Source organism: Streptantibioticus parmotrematis (genome assembly GCF_019890615.1).
Lineage (GTDB): Bacteria > Actinomycetota > Actinomycetes > Streptomycetales > Streptomycetaceae > Streptantibioticus_D > Streptantibioticus_D parmotrematis.
Map to the genome: position 1 here is coordinate 146,842 of NZ_JAINVZ010000001.1, position 21,750 is coordinate 168,591.

Consider the following 21,750-nt stretch of genomic DNA (forward strand, 5'->3'; position numbering starts at 1 on the left):
GGGGAAATAGCGGTCCTTGGCGTGTCCGTCAAGCACGAACGAGCCCGACCGGGTGAACCGGTCGGGCTCGTTCGCTCAGGGGTTTGACAGCTGGTCACTCGGGTGACGCGAGAGGGGTCAGTGACCGCCCTCGTCGACCACCGCGACCTGCTCGATGTTGCGCTCGATCTCCTCGGCCGGGACCGAGGTGGCGCGCGCCCAGTAGTAGATGCCGAGCGCGAACACCGCGATGATCGCGATGTCCCACCACAGCGGGATGTTGCCCTTGCCGCCGAAGCCGCCCTGCCAGGAGATGATGCCCATGCCGATCAGGTAGACCGGCAGCCACTGCGCGGCCTTCCAGTCCAGGCGCGGGGCGTTCGGCAGGTTCTTCTTGGTGGCGTACGCGGCGTAGGCGCCCAGCAGGACGTAGCCGATGATGATCGCCCAGCCCAGGCGCTCCAGGGTGGTCCAGCCCGACCAGTAGATGATGAGGCTGGCGATCACGAAGGAGATCGGGGCGATGATCTTGCCGCCGGGGAGGCGGTAGGGGCGGTCGTGGTTCGGCAGCTTGTTGGTGAACACGCCGTACGCCAGCGGGGCGCCGGCGTACATCAGCACGCTCGCCGAGGTGATGAAGGAGACCAGCTGCTGCCAGCTCGGGAAGGGCAGGAAGCAGACGACACCGGTCACGAACGAGATGATCAGGCCGAACCACGGGACGCTGCGGGCGTCGGTGCGCTCGAACAGCCGCGGCGCGTAGCCGTTCTTGCTCAGGCCGTAGGAGATGCGGGAGGTGGAGGTGACGTAGATCAGGCCGGTGCCGCCGGGGGAGACGATGGCGTCGACGTAGAGCACCCAGCCGAGCCAGCCCAGGCCCACCACGGTGGCCAGGCCGGCCCACGGGCCGCTGATGCCGGTGTAGTTGAGCTTGGCCCAGCCGTGCAGGATCGAGGCACCCGGCAGCGCGCCGATGTACACCACCTGGAGGAGGGTGTAGATCACCGCGCCGATCAGGACGGAGCCGATGGTGGCCCGCGGCAGGTCGCGCTTGGGGTTGCGGCTCTCACCGGCCAGCTGGATCGCCTGCTCGAAGCCGAGCAGCGCGAAGATGATGCCGCTGGTGCTGATCGCGCTCAGCACGCCCTTGGCACCGAACGGGGCGAAGCCCTGCGAGGTGAAGTTGTGCCCGTGGAAGTGGGTCGCCGCCATGATGAAGATCGTGGCGAGCGGGATCGCGACCTTCCACCAGGTGGCCGCGCTGTTGGTGTGCGCGAGCACCTTGACGCCGAGGAAGTTGACGGCGACGAAGACGGCCATCAGGAACACGGCGACTATGAAGCCGCTCGTGGTCAGGGTGCCGTTGGCGTGCTCGAAGCCCTGCGCCCAGTGCCAGTGACCGGCGTAGCCGATCATGGCCTCGACCTCGATGGGGGCGACGGTCGCGGCCTGGAGCCAGGAGAACCAGCCGAAGGACATGCCCGCGAGGCCGCCGAAGGCGTAGTGCGGGTAGCGGGCGGTGCCACCCGCGACCGGGAACATGCCACCGAGCTCGGCGTGGACCAGAGCCAGCAGCACGACGGCGACCGCGCCGATCGCCCAGGAGATGATGGCGGCCGGTCCGGCTGCCACCACGGCCTTCTCGGCTCCGTAGAGCCATCCGGAGCCGATGATGGAGCCCACCGACGCCCACATCAGGCCGATCAGTCCGACGTCCCGGCGCAGTGTGCTGGAGCCGCGGGAGGTGTCGGGCGCCAGCTTGTCAACGCTAACCATAAGGGGCCTCTCGAATGAGGACAGGGCTTGCTGAAAGTTGCCTCAGATTAGGGAGCATTCTCAGCTCTGCAAAGAGTCGTTGTCTGAATAGTTACCTTCCAGCGGTGATTTCTCAGATCGATCTCAGCTGGCCGCGCGGGTTTCCGACGGGTAGTCCCGATCCGGTGGTTTCCGCAGGTCGTACGGGGACCGGGGAGGGTCGGCGCGCGAGGTATCCACTTGACCTTCACTTGACTTCCGCTTGAACCCCACTTGGGCTACTTGAGTCCAATTTGAGGTTCCGGCCCTGCTCGGGTATTTCAGCGCTGTGTTCTGCCCTGCCAGTGCGCGAATTGCCGTACCGGATCGCCGTCCAGGCCCCACGGCCACGGCGTCACAAGGCCCCCGATCGCCTGGAAAACCTGCGCCGCGTCCAGTCCCCGGTTGGCCTGGACCAGCGCGTACGCCAGCAGGTTGAGGTCGGCGAGCGCGGCGGCGTGGGTGAGGAAGCCCGGCTTGAGCCAGTCGGTCAGCGCCTGGTCGAGCGCCGCCGCCACCTGCGGCTGCGCCCACTGCCGGGTCGCCATCAACGCGTTCAGACCGCCCGAGGAGACCGTCCGCAGATGCCGCTCCACCAGCGCGATCAGCTCCACGCCCGCGGTCGGCGCGTCCGGCGGCACCGCCGAGCGCACCGAGTCCACGAAGTCCAGCACCTGCACGTGGGACCCGCACTCCTCAGGGGAGAGGTAGCCCAGCATCTGCAGGTGCGCCTCACGGTTCCACGGGTCCCGGGCGGTCGCCTCGCGCCAGATCGGCAGCACCTCGTTGAGTGGCCGCGCCATGGTGCGCAGCGCCCCCAGCAGCGCCACCCACGGCCCCGGGTCGTCCGGCGCCAGGTCGGCGGCCCGGTAGCAGTCGTCGATCAGCGCCCGGGGATCGGCCAGCGCGCCCTGCCACCGCCCGCGCACCAGGTCCACCCACGCGCTGAACAGCACGGGGTCGGGCTGCTGCGGATGGCGACGGCGCCAGGACTGGGCGATCGCCGGGTCGGCGGCCCTGGCCAGGACGACGACGCGGTGCATGCGCCGGTCCCAGTCGGTGCCCGCCTCGCGCAGCACCTGCTCGACCTGGTCGACGCGGATGCTCAGCGCTCCGGGAGAGGAGGCGGCGTCCAGTTGTTTGCGGACCCGGCCCAGCGCGGCGTCGTCGAGCTCCGGAGCCAGGCGCGGGGTCCCCCTGCGGGGTCCAAATATCGGCATGCCCCCGGAGCTTAGGGCTGGTCGGGAAGGTCCGACAGATCGTGACCTGGATCGTTATCGCGGTAGTCGTTTCGCAACGCGCAGTCGTCGCCGACCTGCTCGTACAGCGGACGCCGCACACCGGTTGTCGGGCATCCGCGCCGGGCGGATGCTGTAGCCATACCTGCCGCCGGGCGGGATCGGAGGACGTCATGAGTGACCGGAGCGGTCCCACGCCGACCCCGTCCACCGCGGCGCACGGCGAGCCGGTGGACAAGGGGCTCAAGGGCGGCGCGCTCGGCCTGCTGTCCAGCGTCGTCATCGGCATCGCCTCGACCGCCCCCGCCTACAGCCTGGCCGCCACCCTCGGCGTCATCGTGGCCGTGGTGGGGCTCCAGTCGCCGATCGTCATCATCCTGGCGTTCATCCCGATGCTGCTGATCGCCTACGGCTACAAGGAGCTGAACGAGGCCGACCCCGACTGCGGCACCACCTTCACCTGGGCCGCCCGCGCCTTCGGGCCGCGCACCGGGTGGATGGGCGGCTGGGCCATCGTCGCGGCCGACGTGATCGTGATGGCGAACCTCGCGCAGATCGCCGGGCAGTACGGCTTCGACCTGGTCGGCGCCTACGGGGTGGCCGACAGCACCCTGTGGACCACCGTCGCCGGGGTGGTGTGGATCGCGCTGATGACGCTGATCTGCTACATCGGCATCGAGGTGTCCGCCAACAGCCAGAAGGTCCTGCTCACCATCGAGGTGGTGATGCTGACCGTGCTCGGCGTCGCCGCGCTGGTCAAGGTCTACGGATCGAGCGCGCCCGCCGTCTCGCACCCCGTCGCCTGGTCCTGGTTCGATCCCACGAACGTCGGCTCGCTGAACGCGTTCACCAAGGGCATCCTGGCCGCCGTCTTCATCTACTGGGGCTGGGACACCGCGGTCTCGGTCAACGAGGAGACCGCCGACCGCAACCGCACCCCCGGCCGCGCCGCCGTCATCTCCACCGTCCTGCTGCTGCTGATCTACGTCCTGGTCACCACCGCCGCCGAGGCCTTCGCCGGCATCGGCACCAAGGGCATCGGGCTGGGCAACCCGAACAACTCCGACGACGTCCTGTCCAGCCTCGGCGGCGAGGTCTTCGGCAGCCACGGATTCGGATGGTTCCTGTCCAAGCTGCTGGTGCTCATGGTGCTGACCTCCGCTGCCGCCTCCACCCAGACCACCATCCTGCCGACCGCGCGCACCACGCTGTCGATGGCCGCCCACCGCGCCATCCCCAGCCACTTCGCCCGCATCCACCCGCGCTTCCTCACCCCCACCTGGTCCACGGTCGGCATGGGCCTCGCCTCGGTCGCCTTCTACGTGGTGATGGTCAAGGTCAGCAACAACCTGCTCGCCGACTCCATCGGCTCCATCGGGCTGATGATCGCCTTCTACTACGGCATGACCGGCTTCGCCTGCGTCTGGTACTACCGCAAGGTCCTCACCCGCAGTCCGCGTGACCTGTGGGTCAAGGGCGTCATGCCGGGACTCGGCGGCGTGCTGCTCCTCTACTTCTTCATCGACGCCTGCTTCGTGTACGCCAACCCGGACTACGGCTACACCTCCTGGACCGTGCCGGGCGTCCACTGGCACCTGGGCGGCGTCTTCATCACGGGTATCGGCGCGCTGATCCTCGGCGCGATCCTCATGGTCATGTGCCGGTACACCGCCCCCGCCTTCTTCCGCCGCGAGGTGGTGCCGGTGTCCGCCGCCCGCCGCGACTAGCCGGCCGGTGCGCCCCGGCCCCGGCACCAGGAGGGGAAAAACGGGCCTGCCGGGCGTACCGTCCCTATAGAGCCCAACGTGGGTACCGGCCCATGATTGAGGGTGATCACGGTGCGCGACGCACAGGCGGCCTTCCGCGCCCTCCAGCGCTCCGGCACCGCCGAGCCGGTGGCCGACACCGACCTCGACACGCTCCTGCGCCTGCTGCAACGCGCGTTCGGCACCCTCGGCGTGCACGGCGCCGCGCTCTACACCTTCACCACCGGCGACCAGGTCCTGGAACTCGTCACCGTGATCGGCCTGCCGCTGGAGTTCGTCACGCCGTGGGAGCGGGTGGGTGTGACGACCCCCGCCCCGGTCACCGACGCGGTGCGCCGCGCCGATCTGGTGTGGGTGGGCGGTGAGGACGAGATGGTCCGCCGCTACCCGCGGATCGCCATGACCGTCCCGTACCCCTTCTCGCTGGCCGCGCTGCCGCTGACGGCGGACGGGACCACGTACGGCTCCATCTTCCTCACCTGGCCCGCCGCCCGCGCGCCCCTGCTGTCCCCGGTCGAGCGTGAGCGGCTGTGGAGCCTCGCCGGGCGGCTCGCCTCCGTGCTGCGCCGCGCCTCACGCGCCGGCACCCCGGTCCACGCCGGCGCCCACCCGCTCGGCGTGCTGCCCGACGGTGGCGCGGTGGGCAGCGAGGAGGCGCTGACCGCCATGGTGGCCCGGCTGCCGGAAGGCATGTGCGGCCTGGACCTGGGCGGCTGCCTCACCTACGTGACGCCCGGCGCCGCCGACCTGCTCGGTGTCCCGGCCCGGCGGCTGCTCGGCGCCCAGCCGTGGACCGTGCTGCCCTGGCTGCGCGACCCGGTCTACGAGGACCGCTACCGCGCCGCGTTGATCAGCCGGGAGCCCACCTCGTTCGTGGCACTGCGACCCCCCGACCACTGGCTCTCCTTCCACCTGTACCCGGACGGCACCGGGCTGACGGTCCGCATCAACGAGGCCGAGGTCACCCAGGGCGACCAGGACCCCCTGCCCCGCGTCGAGCCCGCTCAGGCCCCCGTCGAACCCACCCGCACCGGGGTCCTCTACCACCTGCTCCACCTCGCCAGCGCCCTGACCGAGGCCGCGGGCGTGCAGGATGTGGTCGACCTCGTCGCCGACCAGATCGTGCCCGCGTTCGGCGGCGACGGCGTGGCGATCCTCACCACCGAGGGCGGGCGGCTGCGCACCGTCGGCCACCGCGGCTACGCGCCCGGCGTCGTCGAGAGCTTCGACAACACCCCGCTGACCGCGCCCACCCCCGGCGCCCGCGCGCTGCGGACCGGCGCCCCCTCGTTCTTCGAGTCCCGCGCTGAACTGGAGCGCCTCTACCCCTCCCGTTTCGAACTGCGCGACGGCATGTCCGCCTGGGCCTACCTGCCGCTGGTGGCCTCCGGACGGCTGGTCGGCACCTGCGTGCTCGCGTACGCCGAACCCCACGTCTTCGCCTTCGACGAACGCGCCATCCTCACCTCGCTCGGCGGCCTGATCGCGCAGGCCCTGGACCGGGCGCGGCTGTACGACACCAAGATGGAGCTGGCCCAGGGCCTCCAGGAGAGCCTGCTGCCGCACGCGTTGCCGCTGCTGCCGGGCCTGGAGACGGCCGCCCGCTACCTGCCGAGCACCGAGGGCCTGGAGGTCGGCGGCGACTTCTACGACCTGATCCGCACCGACCGCGACACCGCCACCGCCGTCATCGGCGACGTCGAGGGGCACAACGTGGCCGCCGCCGCCCTGATGGGACAGATCCGCACCGCCGTGCACGCCTACGCGCGCGCAGGCGCCCAGCCGGACGCGGTCCTGGTGCAGATCAACCGGCTGATGGCGGACCTCGACAGCACCCTGCTCGCCAGCGCCGCCTGTCTGCGCGTCGACCTGGCCCGCCGCGAGGCACTGCTCGCCAACGCGGGCCATCCGCCGCCGCTGCTGCGCACCCCGGACGGGAAGGTCACGACGGTGGACCTGCCGGGCGGCGCCGGGATGGTGCTGGGCGTGGACCCGGGCGCGCAGTACGGCACCGTACGGGTGCCGTTGCCGCCCGGCACCGTCCTGGCGATGTACACCGACGGACTGGTGGACCGGCCCGGCGTGGACATGACGGCGGCGCAGGCCGCGCTCGCCGACCGGCTCGCCCGCTTCGACGACGGCCCGCTGGACGACCAGGCCGACCCGTTCATGAGCCAGACGCTCCCGGCCGAGGAGCGCACCGACGACGTGGCCCTGTTGCTGCTGCGGTCGACGCCCCGGTGAACGTCCGCCGCGTGCGGCGGGGCCGAGGCGTCAGCCGCGACGGCCGGAGGCCGCGCGGTCCGGCAGCGGGCCCCGGCCGGGGATGACCTCGAAGACCAGATGGGTCTCGGTCTGCCGCACCGCCGGATGGACGTTGACGTGCTCCAGCACCAGGTCGCGCAGCGCCTGCGGTGACTCGACCGCGACGTGCACCAGGTAGTCGTCGGCCCCGGCGATGTGGAACGCGGTGATCATGCCGGGGATGCCGGTCAGCGCCGCGTGGAAGCTGTGCACGTGGGCGCGGTTGTGACTGCCCAGCCTGACCCGGATCACCGCCTGGAGCGGCAGGCCGAGGGCGGCCAGGTCCAGCTCCGCGTGGAAGCCGCGCACCACCCCCGACTCGCGCAGCGCCCGCACCCGGTGGATGCAGGTGGACTCGGCGATGCCCACCCGGGCCGCGAGCGCGGTGTTGGTCAGCCGTCCATCGGCCGCCAGCTCCGCCAGGATCGCCAGATCGGTGGCGTCCAGCGCCACGGCGGGCCGCGCACCGGGCGGCGGAATCCTCGGTTCAGGGGCGCTCGGCACGACGGAGACCTCCATGAAACTCACGGCAGTGGCCGATCGGACGAGGAATCCTCGGCATCCATTGCCATCACCCGATGATCCTTGCACCATCATCGCATGACTGAGCGGGTTCTTTCCCTGGATTCCCTGGCCGTCCACGCGGGCCGGGAGGACTTCGCCGAACTGGGCGTCCACGCACCCCCGTTGGACCTCTCCTCCACCAGCCCGCTGCCCGACATCGAGGCGGGCGGCCTGTCCTACGAGTCGATGGCCACCGGCGGCCACCCCGCCGAGGGCGGCGGCTTCGTCTACGCCCGGCTGTGGAACCCCACCGTGGCCCGGTTCGAAGCCGCGCTGGCCCGGCTGGAGCACACCACCGAGGCGGTCGCCTACTCCTCGGGCATGGCGGCCATGACCGCCGCGGTACTCGCCGCCAAGCAGCGCACCGGCGGACGCCACGTGGTCGCCGTCCGGCCGCTGTACGGCGGCACCGACCACCTGCTCGGCTCCGGCCTGCTGGACGTCGAGGTCACGTACTGCACCGCGGGCGAGGTCGCCGGGACGGTACGCGACGACACCTGTCTGGTGGTCGTGGAGACCCCGGCCAACCCCACGCTCGACCTGGTCGACATCCGTGCCGTCGCCGACGCCGCGGGGGACCGGCCGCTGCTGGTCGACAACACCTTCGCGACCCCCGTGCTCCAGAACCCCGCCGACCACGGCGCCGCCCTCGTGCTGCACAGCGCGACCAAGTACCTCGGCGGCCACGGCGACGTGATCGCCGGCGTCATCGCCACCGACGCCGAGTGGGCCGCCGCGCTGCGCCGGGTCCGCGCCGTCACCGGCGGCCTGCTGCACCCGCTCGCCGGATACCTGCTGCACCGCGGACTGACCACGCTCCCGGTACGGGTGCGCACCCAGCAGGCGTCCGCCGAGAAGCTGGCCGGCTGGCTGGCGACCCATCCCGCCGTGCGCGAGGTCTTCTTCCCCGGTACCCCGCAGGGCGACCCGGCGGGCCTGATCGGTCGTCAGATGCGGGGCCCTGGAGCCATGTTGGCGGTGCGGCTGCACGGCGGGTACGAGCAGGCGCTGCGGATGACGGGCGGGGTGCGGCTGTTCACCCACGCCGTCTCGCTGGGCGGAGTGGACTCCCTCATCCAGCACCCGGCCGCGCTCACCCACCGCCCGGTCCCCGCGGACGCCCGCCCGGACGCGGACATCGTGCGGCTGTCGGTGGGCCTGGAGGACCCCGACGACCTGTGCGCCGACCTGGAGGCGGCGCTCACCGGGGCTACCGGCTGACGTCGGCGCCCTCGGCGTCGATGGTGGGCAGCACGCGCTCCAGCCAACGCGGCGTCCACCAGGCGTGCTTGCCCAGCAGCGTCATCACCGCGGGCACCAGCAGCAGCCGGACGATGGTGGCGTCGATCAGCACGCTGACCGCCAGGCCCAGGCCCAGCATCTTCACCACGATGTTGTCGCTGAGCAGGAAGGCGGCGAAGACGCTCACCATGATCAGCGCGGCGCAGGTGATCACCCGCGCGGTGATCTCCAGCGCGTGCGCCACGCTGTCCTCGGCGTCCCGGGTCCGCAGCCACGCCTCGTGGACCCGGGACAGCAGGAAGATCTCGTAGTCCATGCTCAGGCCGAAGACGATGGCGAACATCATCATCGGCACGTAACTCTCGATCGGCACCTTGCCGTTGACCCCCAGGGACGGCCCGCCCCAGCCCCACTGGAAGACGGCGACCACCACGCCGTAGGAGGCGCCGATCGACAGCAGGTTGAGCACGGCCGCCTTGAGCGCCACCAGCAGGCCGTGGAAGACCGCCAGGATGATCAGGAAGGCGAGCGCCACCACCACGCCGATGATCAGCGGCAGTCGTGAGGCGACGATGTCGATGAAGTCCACCTGCGCCGCGGTGGTGCCGGTGACGTAGCCGTTGGCCGGGTAGCCCTTCACGGCCTTCGGCAGCGCCTGGTCCTCGAGGTTGTTGACCAGGTCGGTGGTGTTCTTCTCCTGCGGCGCGGTGCTGGAGACGACGGTGCCCACCAGCACCTGGCCGTTGGACGTGGGTTGCAGCGGGCTGACGCTGGCCGCGCCGGGCAGCCCGGTGAGCGCCTTGGCCGCCTGGCTCGCCAGCGCGGGACGGTCGGCGGAGGACACCTTGGTCTGGTCGATCACCACGGTCAGCGGGCCGTTGGAGCCCGGACCGAAACCGGCCGACATCAGGTCGAACGCCTGACGGTCGGTGAAGCTGGTGGGATCGGCGCCGTCGTCGATGTGGCCCAGCTGGATCGAGAGCAGCGGGATCGCCAGGACCACCACGATCACCACGCCGGCGGCCAGGAACCACCACGGGCCGCGCTCCACCCGTTTGGCGTACCGGTGCCAGGTGCCTTGTGCCGTCTCACCGGGTTGCGCGTCGGTCTCGGCGATGGGCCTGCGCACGTGGAAGCGGTCGATGGTCCTGCCGATCAGGCCGACGAGCGCGGGCACCAGGGTGAGCGCGCCGAGCACCGCCGTGATCACGGTGATCGCGGCCGCCACCCCGAGCTTGCCGATGAAGCTCACCCGTGACACGTACAGTCCGGCCAGTGCCACGATGACCGTGCAGCCGGAGACCAGCACGGCGCGGCCGCTGGTCGCCACCGCCCGGCCCGCGCTCGCCACCGGGTCCATCCGGTCGATGACCTGCTGGCGGTGGCGGGTGATCAGGAAGAGCGCGTAGTCGATGCCGACGCCCAGACCGATCATGGTGGCGAGGGTGGGGGAGACGCTGGCGAAGGTGAAGGCGGCGGCCAGCAGGCTGAGGCAGGACAGGCCCACGATCACACTGACCAGCGCGGTCACCAGCGGCAGTCCTGCCGCCAGCACACTGCCGAAGCCGATGAGCAGCACCACGATCGCCACGCCGAAGCCGATCGCCTCACTGGTGAGGTCCGCGGCCTTCGGGCGGGCCAACTCGCCCAGCGGACCGCCGTACTGCACCTCCAGACCCGCCGAACGCATCGGCCGCACCGCCGAGTCGACACCGGTGAGGTAGGAATTCCCCAGCGAGTTGGGGTTCTCGTCGAACCGCATCGTGATGTACGCGATTCTGCCGTCCTTGGAGACCGCGCCGGTGGTCTGGCCCGCCGAGGGCAGCGGGTTCACCGCGGACAGCACGTGCGGCAGGGTGCTCAGCGACGCGACCGACTGGTCGATCTGCGAGGTGTAGTCGGTGAGCGGCTTGTCCGGACTGTGCAGCACCACCGTGGCGCTCAGGCCGCCCGCCTTGGGATCGTTGGCCTTGAGCACGTCGAGGCCGTCGGTGGACTGCGTGCCGGAGATGGTGAAGTTGTCGGAGTAGGACCCGCCGACGCTGTTCTGCGCGGCGTGCAGGGCGCCGAGGGCGACCAGCCACAGGACGATCACCACGAAGTGGTGGTGCCCGCACCATCGGCCCAGGCGCCGCAGCGCGCCGCCGCCCGTGTCGGGCGGCGGCGTCTCCTGGATGTGCGCGGGCATGCGGTCTCCCTGCCGGCAGCGGCTGCTGTGCGGGCGGGTGCGCTCGGACATGGTCCCGCTTGTGGCTTTTGTACCGTGCGCTCCCGCGTCCCGCATCCGGGCGCCGGCCCGCCCGGCGTCACACCGCGTCGGCCGTGGGGGAGTGGGCCGGGGGTCGGCTCAGTGGCGTCCGGTGGGCGGCGGGAGGCGACGCAGCGTCACGTCCGCCAGCGCGCCGTCCGCGATCCGGGCGGTCATGTACGTGTGGTGCGGCTGGCGGCGGCGGTCGGTGGGCGATCCGGGGTTGAGCAGCCGCAGGCCGCCGGGGGCCACCGAGTCCCACGGGATGTGGCTGTGGCCGAAGACCAGCACGTCCAGATCGGGGAAACGCTCGGCGCAGCGCTTCTCCCGGCCCGCCGAGGGTCCCGTCTCGTGCACCACGCCGAGCCGCACACCGTCCAACTCCACCCGTGCCACCTCGGGCAGCCTGGCTCGCAGCGGGGGGCCGTCGTTGTTGCCGTACACCCCGACCAACTGGGCCGAGCGTTCCAGCAGCAGGTCGAGCGTGGCCACGTCCACCCAGTCTCCGGCGTGCACCACGACGTCGGCGCGGGCCACCTCGTCGAGGAGCGGCGCGGGCAGCGCCTTGGCACGCTTGGGCAGATGGGTGTCGGACATCAGAAGCAACCGCACACCGGCGAACGTACCGCGCCGCGCTAGCCGCGGGGGTCCGTGACCTGGCCGAGGAAGAGGATCCGGCCGGACCCGCCGGGCCCATCGGAGTGGAGGTCGCGGATCACGAACAGGAAGGGGCGGTCCACCACCACCGGGCGGCCGGGCGCGGGCGCGGCTCCCGCACCGCCGGTGATCCCACTGCCCGCCGCGGCGGTGGTACCGGTGTCGTTCACCGTGATGCGCGTCTTCTGCACGACGCTCTGCACGTGGAGGCGGTCCGAGGCGCGGGTGGGGATGCCACCGAAGTCGGCCCGGCCCGGGTCGAGCGCCGCCGGCATGCCGAGTCCGGCCAGCGTGGTGCCGAGCGCCTCACCGGAGTCGAAGCCGAACCCCGGCATGCTCAGCATCATGGGCCTGGACTTCAACCCGCCGAGGACGGAAGTGAGTTGATCGGCCGTCAGGCCCGATGCGAAACGGGTGAAGCCACCGCTGTCGGGAACGATCAAGTCCATCGCGAAGTCACCACCCCGGTAGGGCAGTTCGACGGCCTGCCATCCGGACCCCTGCGCGTACCCGTACTCGCCCGCGTGGTTCATCATCCGCACGTCGGCCGTGCTCCCGCCCAGCAGATGGAACGGCGCCCGGGAGTCCGCGTCGTGGTCGAAGGGCTGCTGCCACTTCGCGTCGAAGTACACCGCGTCGGTGAGCGCGAACCGGGTGTCGCGGGTGAGGGCGTCGCTGGGGAAGAGGTCCTTGACCGCGCCGTCGGTCTCGTCGCTCACCGTGTCGTCGATGGTGTGCCGCGCGGCGCCCGGGTCGGAGGCGAAGTCGACCGTGTGCGCCCCGGTGCCGAACGCGGCGGCCAGCGTCCGCAGGTACGGCTGCTGGATGCCGTACCCGGACTGCGTCCACAGCGCGTCCGACTCCCGCAGCGTCGCCTTGTCCCCCGTGGCCCGGGTCAGTTCGCCCTGTTCCAGCGTGCCGAGCGCCACCGCGAACCGCTGCGCCGGCAGGGAGGTGTGCAGCACGGAGGCGATCTGCGACGCGGTCGTGCCCCGCGCCCCCGGCAGCAGCATGCCCATTGCGTCGGCCAGACCGGACGGCGCGAGCGCGAGGTTGCCGTGTCCCGCCGCCCCGGCCGCCAGCGCGTGGTAGAGGTCCGCGCCGAACGCGGTCGTGGCGGCCGCCGCCGCCCGCTGGTCCGCCACCGGTGCGGTCTGCCGAGGCGTGGCGCGGGCGGCGCGCACCAGCGTGGCATCGGCGGGCCCGGACGCGCATCCGCCGAGCGCGGCCAGCGCGGTGAGCCCGGCCGCGTACCGCGCGGCGGTCCGCCTCCCGCGCCGTCCTCGTGTGATGTCGGTGTGCATGTCGCTCGCCCCCTGGGCGTTCTCCGCTGCCGGCGCGCCCGTTGACGCGCCGGGCGCCGTGGTGATCACGGCGTTCCGGCACTGGGACGGTGCGCGGCCGGATCCGGTTCCCCTCGGTGCGGCTGACGATCCGGTAGATGCCTCTCGTGGTGTCGTGTTCATGCCCTTGACAGAGGGGTGCGGTGGCGCTGTGATGTGTGGGCTCGTTTGATCTCGTTCGGTTATGCGCGACTGTGTCGAATCCGCGGTGACTCATGGGCCGTCCGCCGCGGCGGTCCGTCTGGAGGTCCGGCGTATGGCGTCGATCAGATCCGTCCTCACCCGCTGGCTGCTCACGCTGGGCATGGCGGCTGCCGTGCTCCCGGCGGCCGTGGGATCGGCCACTCCCGCCTCGGCCGAGGCCAACGGCGTCGCCACGACGCCCCCGATGGGCTGGAGCAGCTGGAGCTACATCCGCTCGAACCCCACCGAGGCCGACATCGAGGCGCAGGCGAAGGCGATGTCCACCAGCGGCCTGGTGGCGCACGGCTACCGCTACGTCAACATCGACGACTTCTGGTACCTCGACCCGAAGACCACGGTGGACGCCTACGGCCGCTGGGAGACCGACCCGGCGCGCTTCCCCCACGGCATGGCCGCGGTGGCCGACTACGTGCACGGCCTCGGCGAGAAGTTCGGCATGTACCTCACCCCCGGCATCCCCGTCGCCGCCTACCAGAACAACACGCCCATCGCGGGAACGAGCTTCCACGCCCGGGACATCGTCTCCGACACCTCCCGCTACGAGACCAACTACAACTTCGGCAGCGGCCGGATGTACTACATCGACTACACGAAGAACCCGGCCGCCGCACAGGCCTATCTCGACTCCTGGGCCGACCAGTTGGCGTCCCTCGGTGTGGACTACCTGAAGATGGACGGCGTCGGCGACGGCGACATGGCCGACGTCGAGCACTGGTCCCAGGCGCTGCGGCAGACCGGCCGTCCCATCCACTTCGAGCTGTCCAACAGCCTCGACGTCGCCAACGCGGCGACCTGGCGGACCTATGCCAACGGCTGGCGTGTGTCGGGCGACGTCGAGTGCTACTGCGGCACCGGCGGCTCGTCCTTCCCGCTCACCGACTGGTCCAACGTCTCCGCCCGCTTCTCCATCGCCCCGAAGTGGACCCCGTATGTGGGACCGGGCGGCTGGATGGACCTGGACTCCGTCGAGGTGGGCAACGGCGACGATGACGGCCTCACCCCGGACGAACGCCGGACCCAGCTGACGCTGTGGGCGATCGAGGGCGCCCCGCTGCTGCTGGGCACCGACCTGACACACCTCGACGCGGGGGACCTGAAGCTGCTGACCAACGACGAGGTGATCGGCGTCGACCAGGCCGGACATCCGGCGCACCCCGTCGACCAGTTGACGTCCGGTCAGGTGTGGGCCGCGCCGAACGGCGACGGCAGCTACACCGTCGCGCTGTTCAACCTCGGCTCGTCCACCGCCACGGTGACCGCGAACTGGTCCGACATCGGGTTCACCGGCTCGGCGGCCGTGCGCGACCTGTGGAGCCACACCGACCTCGGCTCCGCCACCGGCTCGTTCGGCGCCTCGCTCGCCCCGCACGCCTCCCGCCTGCTGCGCGTCACCCCCGCCGCCGGATCCCACCCCGCCGCCATGCCCTACGCGCTCGTCAACGACGCCACCGGTGAGTACCTGGACGTCGCAGGGGCGTCCACCGCCGACGGCGCCGGGATCGTGCAGAGCGCCTCGAACGGCGCCGCCGACCAGCGGTGGCTGCTGCTGCCGGCCGGCGACGGCACGTACACCGTCGAGAACGTGGCCAGCGGCAAGGTCCTCCACGTCCCCTCGGGCGGCGGCAGCGGCGCCCAGCTGATCCAGTCCGCCGACGACCACGCGGCCGGATCCCACTGGAACGCCGTGCGCGGCGACGACGGCACCTACCAGCTCACCGCGCGCTCCAACGGGCTGGCCGCCGACACCCAGGGTGGCGAGGTGGTGCAGGCCACCGCGTCCTCCGCGACGACCCAGCGCTGGTCGCTCGTCCCCGAACCCGATCCCGGCACCGCGTACAAGCTGGTCAACGGCGCCAGCGGCGGGCGCATGGACGTCGACGGCGACTCCACCGCCGACGGGGCCACGGTGCTCCAGTGGCAGGACAACGGCCAGGCGGACCAGCGCTGGACGCTCGCCCCGGCGGGCGGTGGCGCGTACACCGTGACCAACGCGAACAGCGGCAAGCTGCTCAACGTCCCCGGCCCGACCACCGCCGAGGGCACCCAGCTGATCCAGTACCACGACGACGGCAACAGCAACTCCCGCTGGACCCTGGTGGACGCGGGGCCGAACGCGGTGCAGTTGCGCAGCGTCTACGACGGCGACCTGGTGGACCTCGACAACAGCTCACTGTCCGACGGCGCCGCGGTGCTCCAGTGGCCCGCCGACTCCGGCGCCAACCAGACCTGGACCCTGGTCCCGGCAAACTGACACACCGTCACTTCAGTGGTCCGGTACGCCCATCGCCTTCAGCAGCATCGGCAGCGCACGGTGCAACTCCCGCTGCCAGTACGGCCAGGTGTGCGTACCGGGCCCGTAGAAGTCGGTCACCAGACGGTGGTCGCCCAACGCCCCGAGCCGGGAGGCCAGATGACGGTTCTCGGCCAGGAACAGCGTCTCGTACGGACTCGTCACGCCGGGCTTGTCGTACGGCCCGGCGGTACCGTCGCCGCAGGAGAGGAAGACCGGGACGCGCAGCAGTGAACGCGCCAGGTCGTAGGGGTCGTGGGCGGCCCACACCGCCCGGTCGGCCACCGGGTCGCCCCACAGCGCGTACGGATCGGCGCCCTGGCCGCGGACGATCTCCAGCACGTTGTCCGTGGCGCCCGGAGTGTTCAGCGGATCGGCCACCCCGCTGAACGACGCCGCCGCGCGGAACATCCCCGGATGCCGCCCCGCGTACGACAACGCCCCGAAACCGCCCATCGACAGCCCCGCGACCGTGCGGTCCGCGCCCGCGCCGTACGAGGCCTCCAGGATCCGGCGCACCTCGGTGAGGTGGAAGGTCTCCCACCGGGGCGGCCCGAACGCCCCCTCGTTGAACCAGTCGCTGTAGAAACCGGTGTCCCCGGCCTCCGGCATGACCACCAGCACCCGCCGCAGCGGCGCCAGGCTCGCCACGTCCGTCATCGCCGTCCAGCTCGTGTAGTCCCCGCAACAGCCGTGCAGCAGCCACAACGTGGGCCAGTGACGCCGCGTGTGCTCGCTCCAGCCGTCCGGCGTGAGCAGCCGGACCTTCGCCGTCGTGCCGAGCGCCGGCGACTGGATGGTCAGGTCCAGCTGACGCGGCGCGACCTGCTGCTCGGCCACCACCCGTGCGCCGTCCCCCGCGACACCCCGCCCGGCCGCCTGCGCCCGCGCGGGATCCGCCGTCAGACCCAGCAGGGCCACGAGGGCGAGCAGGAGGCCCAGCGCGAGACCGTGGCGCAGCCGTCTTCGCCCCGGCCCGGCGGTGGCGGCCGTTCCGGTTCCGGAAGTGGCGGGGCACGGGAACCGACGAGCACTCATCTGCTGCCTCCGGGGCGTCGGAAGAGAGCGGGCGCCAAGGATTGGACCGCCGCCCCGACGTCCTGTCAACGACCGCGGCGACCCGCCGCGAGGCGGTGTCACCGATCCGGCCGACAACGCTGTCCGCGTCCCGTGCCCGCGTCATTGACCCGGCGTCACCACGCGCGTAGCGTGCCGACACCGTACGTGTGGGGGAAGCGCTTACCCCCTTGTCCGGCTTGTCCGGCCGGAGCACCGGTCCCGTCCGGCAGCCGGTCGGCGCTTCGGCCAGAAACGGGAGGACGGCAGTCATGGCACGGCTCAGCCGACGCGGCTTCCTCGCGGCCTCCGCGGTCGCCGGACCCGCCCTCGCCGCCCCCACCGCGGCGTCCGCGGCTCCTCGTACGGCCACCGCCACCTCACCCGTGGCGTCCGGCGCCCGCGGACCGCTCGCGGACGGTGTGGTCCCCGCCGCCGACGTGCTCGCCGGCCAGGACTGGCGGACGCTGGCCGGACGGAAGGTCGGAGTGCTGACCAATCCGACCGGCGTGCTGCGCGACCTCACCCACATCGTGGACGCCATGACCGCCGCCGGAGCCCGCCCGATCGCCGCGTTCGGCCCCGAACACGGCTTCCGCGGCACCTCCCAGGCGGGCGGCTCGCAGGGCGACTACACCGACCCGCGCACCGGCATCCCGGTCTACGACGCCTACAACGCCACGGCACAGGATCTGGCCGGGATGTACCGCAAGGCGGGCGTGGACACGGTGGTCTTCGACATCGCCGGAGTCGGCGCCCGGTTCTACACCTACACCTGGACGATGTACGTGGCGATGTGGGCGGCCGTGCTCACCGGCGCGTCGTTCGTCGTGCTCGACCGGCCGAACCCCATCGGCGGGCAGGCCTACGGGCCGGTGCTCGACCCGGCGTTCGCCACCGGCGTCGGACTCAAGCCGATCGCCCAGCAGCCGGGTATGACGGCGGGCGAACTGGCCCGGATGTTCGACGCGTTGTACCTGCCGGACGACACCGGAGGCCGTCGCCTCGCCGAACTGAAGGTGGAGCCGGTACGCGGCTACCGGCGCGACGCGCTCTTCACCGACACCGGTCTGCCGTGGGTGCCGCCCAGCCCCAACATGCCCACCGGGGACACCGCGTTGCTCTACCCCGGCACCTGCATGTTCGAGGGCACCCTGCTGTCCGAGGGGCGCGGCACCACCCGCCCGTTCGAGATGATCGGCGCGCCGGGTATCGACTGGCACTGGGCGGAGCGGCTCAACTCCCTCGGCCTGCCCGGTGTCCGCTTCCGCGAGAACTACACCGTGCCGACCTTCGACAAGTTCACCGGCACCACCTGCGGCGGTGTGCAGATCCATCTGACCGACCGCCGCCGCGTGGACGCGATCCGCACCGCCGTCGCCATGATCGTGACCGCCCGCGGGCTCTACCCGTCGGTCTTCGGCTGGCGGCCCGACCACTGGATCGACGACCTGACGGGATCGAGCCGCCTGCGCACCATGGTCGACGCGGGCGCGGACACCGACGACGTCGTCGGCGCGTGGGAGGACGAACTCGCCCGCTTCCGCGCCGCACGCGAGCCGTTCCTGCTGTACGGCTGACCTGCCTGCCTGCCTGCCTGCCTGCCTGCCTGCCTGCCGCACCGCCCCGTACCTTCCGTGAGCGAAGGAGAGCCCGCCGATGCTGAACCGCCGATCCGTCCTCGCCGTCGTGCCGTTGACCCTGACCGCCGCCCTCGGCGCGGCAGCGGGCACCGCGAGGGCCGCCGTGCCGCGCGCCGCGCGAGCCGGGAGCGCCGACGCCCCGGCGGACGTCCCCAGGTCGGCCCGCTTCGACCTGCCGTGGCACGACTTCGCCCCGCCCGGGACCGTGCTGCGGCACGGCGCGCCGGAGGAGGTCGGCCTGGACCCGGCGCCGATCAGAGCGGCGCTGGACCAGGTCGCCGCCTGGACCGAACCCGATCCCACGACCGGGCATCCGATGTACTCCGGGCAGGTCTCGCTGCTGGTCCACGACGGTGTCGTGGTGGCCCAGAACGCCGCGGGCTACGCGTTGCGCTACGCCGACCAGCAGGGCGACCTGCTGCCGGCCGCGCAGTGGATCCCGATGCGCACCGACACCATCTTCGACCTGGCCTCGTTGTCGAAGCTGTTCACCTCGATCGTCGCCGTGCGCGAGATCCAGGACGGCGGCCTCGGGCTGGACGACACGGTCGCCGGATACCTGCCCGAGTTCGCCACCAACGGCAAGGCGGCCATCACCATCCGCCAACTCCTCACCCACACCTCAGGGTTGCCCGCCGACCCCTCCCCGGCGCTGTGGCAGTACCCGGACATGCCGTCGCGGGTGAAGGCCATCCTCGACACCGTTCCGCAGAACCCGCCGGACACCGTCTACCTCTACTCCGACCTCAACATGCTCTCCCTCCAGCTGGTCCTGGAACACCTGACCGGCAAAAGCCTCGACACACTGGTGCGCGAGCGGGTCACCGGGCCGTTGGGCCTGCGCGACACGATGTACAACCCGCCCGCCTCGCTCAAGCACCGCATCGCCGCCGAGGAGTACGAGGTCGGCCCGGGCGAACCGCAACGCGGTCTGGTCTGGGGACAGGTGCACGACGAGAACGCCTGGGCGATGGGCGGAGTCGCCGGGCACGCGGGCGTCTTCTCCACCGTCGCCGACATCGCCGTGCTCTCCCAGGCGATCCTCAACGGCGGCACCTACCGGGGTCACCGGATCCTCAGCGAGGAGTCGGTGCGCCAGATGATGACCAACTACAACCAGAAGTACCCCGGCGACTCGCACGGCCTCGGCTTCGAGCTCGACCAGCGCTGGTACATGGGCCGCCTCGACAGCGCCGCCACCGCGGGACACACCGGCTTCACCGGGACCACCATCGTCGTCGACCCGCTGTCGCGCTCGGTCGCGCTGCAGTTCAGCAACCGCGTCCACCCCACCCGCAACTGGGGATCGACCAACGCGGCCCGTCGCGCGGTGGCCGACGGCCTGGCCGACGCCATGGCGGTACGCGCCCCCGACGGCCGCCGCAGCTGGTACTCGGGCATCACCGACGCGAGCACCGCCACCCTCACCACCACCGTCACCTCGCGTCGCGGCGCGGTGGACGTGAGCTGGACGGCCTTCGTGGACACCGAGCAGGACTGCGACCTGCTCGTCCTGGAGTCCAGCACCGACGGCGGGGCGACCTGGCAGCCGGTGCCGATGACCGCCACCGGCACCGGAGCCCCCACCGGAGCGGTCGCCTCGCTCTCCGGCGGCACGCGCTCGTGGTGGCGGGTGACGGCACAACTGGGCGGCTCCCAACTTCCGCCGTCGGGAGCCTCGTTGACGATCCGGTGGCAGTACACGACCGACCCCGAGTACACCGGCCGCGGCGTCGACGTCACCGGCGTGCGGATCGCCGACGCGCGCGGGACGCTTCTGGACGGCGACCGCGACCCCGGCGCTTTCATCGCGAGTGGCTGGACGCTGACGAGCCGATAGTGGGGACCGGGGAGCGGACGGCCGTCAGCCGAGCGGCGCCCGGGCGGTGTGCACCGTGGAGGCGTGCAGGTAGAACGCGTCCGGCCCCCAGTCCGGCACGGACCAGCAGCCTAGGCCAGTCGTCGGGCACGACGGGAGGATGCGCCGGGCGTCCCGCGCTTGACAAACCTTATTGCCGATTCTGGGATGGACGCATGGACACCCCGACCGTGCGCCCCGACTCCTCCACCGACGCCGTGCTGGCCGAGGTCGGGCCGAGACTGCGGCGGATCCGCGAGCGCCGGGGTGCCACGCTGGCCGCGCTGTCCGAGGCGACCGGCATCTCCAAGAGCACCCTGTCCCGCCTGGAGTCCGGACAGCGGCGCGCCAGCCTGGAACTCCTGCTGCCGATCGCCCGCGCCCACCGGATCCCACTGGACGAGCTGATCGGCACCGGCGGGGTCGGCGACCCCCGCATACGTCCGGTCACCCGCAGCGTCGACGGCATGACGATCGCGCCGCTGACCCGGCTGCCCGGGGCTCCGCAGGCGTACAAGATGGTGATCCCGGCCCAGGGGGAGCTGCCGGAGCCGCGTACCCACGAGGGCTACGAGTGGGTGTACGTGCTCTCCGGCCGCCTGCGGCTGGTGCTGGCCGAACACGACCTGGTGCTCAAGCCGGGGGAGGCGGCCGAGTTCGACACCCGGGTCCCGCACGCGTTCACCTCGGCGGGCGAAGGGCCGGTCGAGGTGTTGTCGATCTTCGGCAGCCAGGGTGAGCGGATCCACTTCCGCGCCCGGCCGAAGACGACATGAGCGGCAGGCCTGACCTGATGAGCCATCGAACTCCGCCCGAGCCAGGCCCGTTGACGTCGCACCCGGACGACGAGGGGCGGCTGCGGCGGGGTGGGCGACGGGTGCGCGGCTGGGTCGCCGCGGCGCCCGGCACCTATGTGTGGCTGCTCGTGCTGACGGTCTCGGCGTTGCAGTTCCAGCAGGTGCCGCCGCGCGTCCGCCACGTCATCCTGCACGTCGACAGCACCAACCTCTTCCAGCTCGCCCACCACCCCCTGCACGTGCTGGTGCTCAGTGCCGTGTGGACGCAGGCGTCGACCCTGCTGACCTACGTGGTGCTCTTCCAGCTCTTCCACGTGCCCGCGGAACGCTGGCTGGGCACGGCGCGCTGGCTCGCGGTCGTGGTGACGGCGCACGTCGGAGCCACCTTCGTCAGCGAGGGCACGGTGTGGCTGGCGATCCGTTACGGCGTCGACCCGACGCGTATGCAGTACACCCTCGACGTCGGCGTCTCCTACGGCCTGGCGGGCGTGGCCGGCGTCCTCGCCTACCGCCTGGTGTCGCCCTGGCGCGAGGTCTACGTGATCGTGGCGTTGTGCTACCTGGGCACACGGGTGGTCGTGCTGCACACCTTCACCGACATCGGCCATCTGTCCGCGTACCTGATCGGCCTGTGCTGCCATCCGCTGACCAGGGGCCGCCCCCGATGGGATCCGCGCGCGGCGCTGGCGCAGGCACGGCAGCGTACGGGCAAAGGGGCGGGGGCGGGGAAGCGCCCGCGTTAGGCACTCCCCGCCCTCGCACGTGTA

At 71.7% G+C, this 21,750-nt stretch carries 15 protein-coding genes; 8 read left to right on the forward strand and 7 right to left on the reverse strand.

Features of this window, described 5'->3' with window-relative positions; genetic code table 11:
- Positions 1 to 117: 117 nt before the first annotated feature.
- Both K7472_RS00670 and K7472_RS00675 read right to left on the reverse strand, forming a co-directional pair.
- On the reverse strand, positions 118 to 1,755 hold the full coding sequence (locus tag K7472_RS00670; protein ID WP_222972928.1) for an APC family permease: 1,638 nt from the start codon (positions 1,753 to 1,755) through the stop codon (positions 118 to 120).
- 299 nt (positions 1,756 to 2,054) lie between these two features.
- On the reverse strand, positions 2,055 to 2,993 hold the full coding sequence (locus tag K7472_RS00675) for a hypothetical protein (protein WP_222972929.1): 939 nt from the start codon (positions 2,991 to 2,993) through the stop codon (positions 2,055 to 2,057).
- Between the two features lie 191 nt (positions 2,994 to 3,184).
- Here K7472_RS00675 and K7472_RS00680 point away from each other — a divergent pair, with 191 nt between their 5' ends.
- Both K7472_RS00680 and K7472_RS00685 read left to right on the forward strand, forming a co-directional pair.
- Positions 3,185 to 4,738 carry an APC family permease gene (locus K7472_RS00680; RefSeq protein WP_222972931.1) on the forward strand — a complete coding sequence of 518 codons (1,554 nt, stop codon included), beginning with the start codon at positions 3,185 to 3,187 and terminating at the stop codon, positions 4,736 to 4,738.
- Between the two features lie 111 nt (positions 4,739 to 4,849).
- A complete protein-coding gene (locus K7472_RS00685) occupies positions 4,850 to 7,021 on the forward strand; it encodes a SpoIIE family protein phosphatase (protein ID WP_222972933.1) in 2,172 nt (723 codons plus the stop codon).
- A gap of 30 nt (positions 7,022 to 7,051) precedes the next feature.
- On the opposite strand, the gene K7472_RS00690 is transcribed toward K7472_RS00685, so the two are convergent.
- On the reverse strand, positions 7,052 to 7,600 hold the full coding sequence (locus K7472_RS00690) for an Lrp/AsnC family transcriptional regulator (RefSeq protein WP_222972935.1): 549 nt from the start codon (positions 7,598 to 7,600) through the stop codon (positions 7,052 to 7,054).
- An 81-nt stretch (positions 7,601 to 7,681) separates the two neighbouring features.
- Here K7472_RS00690 and K7472_RS00695 point away from each other — a divergent pair, with 81 nt between their 5' ends.
- Positions 7,682 to 8,866 (forward strand): trans-sulfuration enzyme family protein, encoded by a 1,185-nt coding sequence (locus K7472_RS00695; protein WP_222972937.1) that lies wholly within the window; start codon positions 7,682 to 7,684, stop codon positions 8,864 to 8,866.
- On the opposite strand, the gene K7472_RS00700 is transcribed toward K7472_RS00695, so the two are convergent.
- The 3 genes from K7472_RS00700 to K7472_RS00710 form a co-directional block, all read right to left on the reverse strand.
- Positions 8,856 to 11,075, reverse strand: a complete 2,220-nt coding sequence (locus tag K7472_RS00700; RefSeq protein ID WP_222973513.1) for an MMPL family transporter — start codon at positions 11,073 to 11,075, stop codon at positions 8,856 to 8,858. The genes K7472_RS00695 and K7472_RS00700 overlap by 11 nt on opposite strands.
- A 159-nt stretch (positions 11,076 to 11,234) precedes the next feature.
- Positions 11,235 to 11,747, reverse strand: a complete 513-nt coding sequence (locus K7472_RS00705) for a metallophosphoesterase family protein (RefSeq protein ID WP_222972939.1) — start codon at positions 11,745 to 11,747, stop codon at positions 11,235 to 11,237.
- A gap of 23 nt (positions 11,748 to 11,770) precedes the next feature.
- A complete protein-coding gene (locus K7472_RS00710) occupies positions 11,771 to 13,096 on the reverse strand; it encodes a serpin family protein (protein ID WP_222972941.1) in 1,326 nt (441 codons plus the stop codon).
- A gap of 295 nt (positions 13,097 to 13,391) precedes the next feature.
- Between K7472_RS00710 and K7472_RS00715 the strand changes: the two genes are divergently transcribed.
- Positions 13,392 to 15,590, forward strand: coding sequence for an alpha-galactosidase (locus K7472_RS00715; protein WP_222972943.1), 2,199 nt, complete (start codon positions 13,392 to 13,394; stop codon positions 15,588 to 15,590).
- Between the two features lie 12 nt (positions 15,591 to 15,602).
- On the opposite strand, the gene K7472_RS00720 is transcribed toward K7472_RS00715, so the two are convergent.
- Complete coding sequence (locus tag K7472_RS00720) at positions 15,603 to 16,667, reverse strand: alpha/beta hydrolase (RefSeq protein ID WP_222972944.1); 1,065 nt, start codon at positions 16,665 to 16,667, stop codon at positions 15,603 to 15,605.
- Between the two features lie 290 nt (positions 16,668 to 16,957).
- Between K7472_RS00720 and K7472_RS00725 the strand changes: the two genes are divergently transcribed.
- From K7472_RS00725 to K7472_RS00740, 4 genes are all read left to right on the forward strand, one after another.
- Complete coding sequence (locus tag K7472_RS00725) at positions 16,958 to 18,265, forward strand: exo-beta-N-acetylmuramidase NamZ family protein (protein WP_222972945.1); 1,308 nt, start codon at positions 16,958 to 16,960, stop codon at positions 18,263 to 18,265.
- Between the two features lie 79 nt (positions 18,266 to 18,344).
- The gene (locus K7472_RS00730; RefSeq protein WP_222972946.1) at positions 18,345 to 20,168 is read left to right on the forward strand and encodes a serine hydrolase domain-containing protein; all 1,824 of its coding nucleotides are present in this window, start codon (positions 18,345 to 18,347) and stop codon (positions 20,166 to 20,168) included.
- A gap of 194 nt (positions 20,169 to 20,362) precedes the next feature.
- On the forward strand, positions 20,363 to 20,962 hold the full coding sequence (locus K7472_RS00735; RefSeq protein ID WP_222972947.1) for a helix-turn-helix domain-containing protein: 600 nt from the start codon (positions 20,363 to 20,365) through the stop codon (positions 20,960 to 20,962).
- Positions 20,963 to 20,979: 17 nt separating this feature from the next.
- The gene (locus K7472_RS00740) at positions 20,980 to 21,726 is read left to right on the forward strand and encodes a rhomboid-like protein (RefSeq protein WP_252394907.1); all 747 of its coding nucleotides are present in this window, start codon (positions 20,980 to 20,982) and stop codon (positions 21,724 to 21,726) included.
- Positions 21,727 to 21,750 lie beyond the last annotated feature (24 nt).

What these genes read in the sequence shown, in the direction of transcription:
- K7472_RS00690 (WP_222972935.1), bottom strand. Translation starts at nt 7,600, where the DNA reads ATGGAGGTCTCCGTCGTGCCGAGCGCCCCTGAACCGAGGATTCCGCCG.
- K7472_RS00740 (WP_252394907.1), top strand. Translation starts at nt 20,980, where the DNA reads ATGAGCCATCGAACTCCGCCCGAGCCAGGCCCGTTGACGTCGCACCCG.
- K7472_RS00730 (WP_222972946.1), top strand. Translation starts at nt 18,345, where the DNA reads ATGCTGAACCGCCGATCCGTCCTCGCCGTCGTGCCGTTGACCCTGACC.
- K7472_RS00670 (WP_222972928.1), bottom strand. Translation starts at nt 1,755, where the DNA reads ATGGTTAGCGTTGACAAGCTGGCGCCCGACACCTCCCGCGGCTCCAGC.
- K7472_RS00710 (WP_222972941.1), bottom strand. Translation starts at nt 13,096, where the DNA reads ATGCACACCGACATCACACGAGGACGGCGCGGGAGGCGGACCGCCGCG.
- K7472_RS00715 (WP_222972943.1), top strand. Translation starts at nt 13,392, where the DNA reads ATGGCGTCGATCAGATCCGTCCTCACCCGCTGGCTGCTCACGCTGGGC.
- K7472_RS00680 (WP_222972931.1), top strand. Translation starts at nt 3,185, where the DNA reads ATGAGTGACCGGAGCGGTCCCACGCCGACCCCGTCCACCGCGGCGCAC.
- K7472_RS00720 (WP_222972944.1), bottom strand. Translation starts at nt 16,667, where the DNA reads ATGAGTGCTCGTCGGTTCCCGTGCCCCGCCACTTCCGGAACCGGAACG.
- K7472_RS00700 (WP_222973513.1), bottom strand. Translation starts at nt 11,075, where the DNA reads ATGCCCGCGCACATCCAGGAGACGCCGCCGCCCGACACGGGCGGCGGC.
- K7472_RS00735 (WP_222972947.1), top strand. Translation starts at nt 20,363, where the DNA reads ATGGACACCCCGACCGTGCGCCCCGACTCCTCCACCGACGCCGTGCTG.
- K7472_RS00675 (WP_222972929.1), bottom strand. Translation starts at nt 2,993, where the DNA reads ATGCCGATATTTGGACCCCGCAGGGGGACCCCGCGCCTGGCTCCGGAG.
- K7472_RS00695 (WP_222972937.1), top strand. Translation starts at nt 7,682, where the DNA reads ATGACTGAGCGGGTTCTTTCCCTGGATTCCCTGGCCGTCCACGCGGGC.
- K7472_RS00725 (WP_222972945.1), top strand. Translation starts at nt 16,958, where the DNA reads ATGGCACGGCTCAGCCGACGCGGCTTCCTCGCGGCCTCCGCGGTCGCC.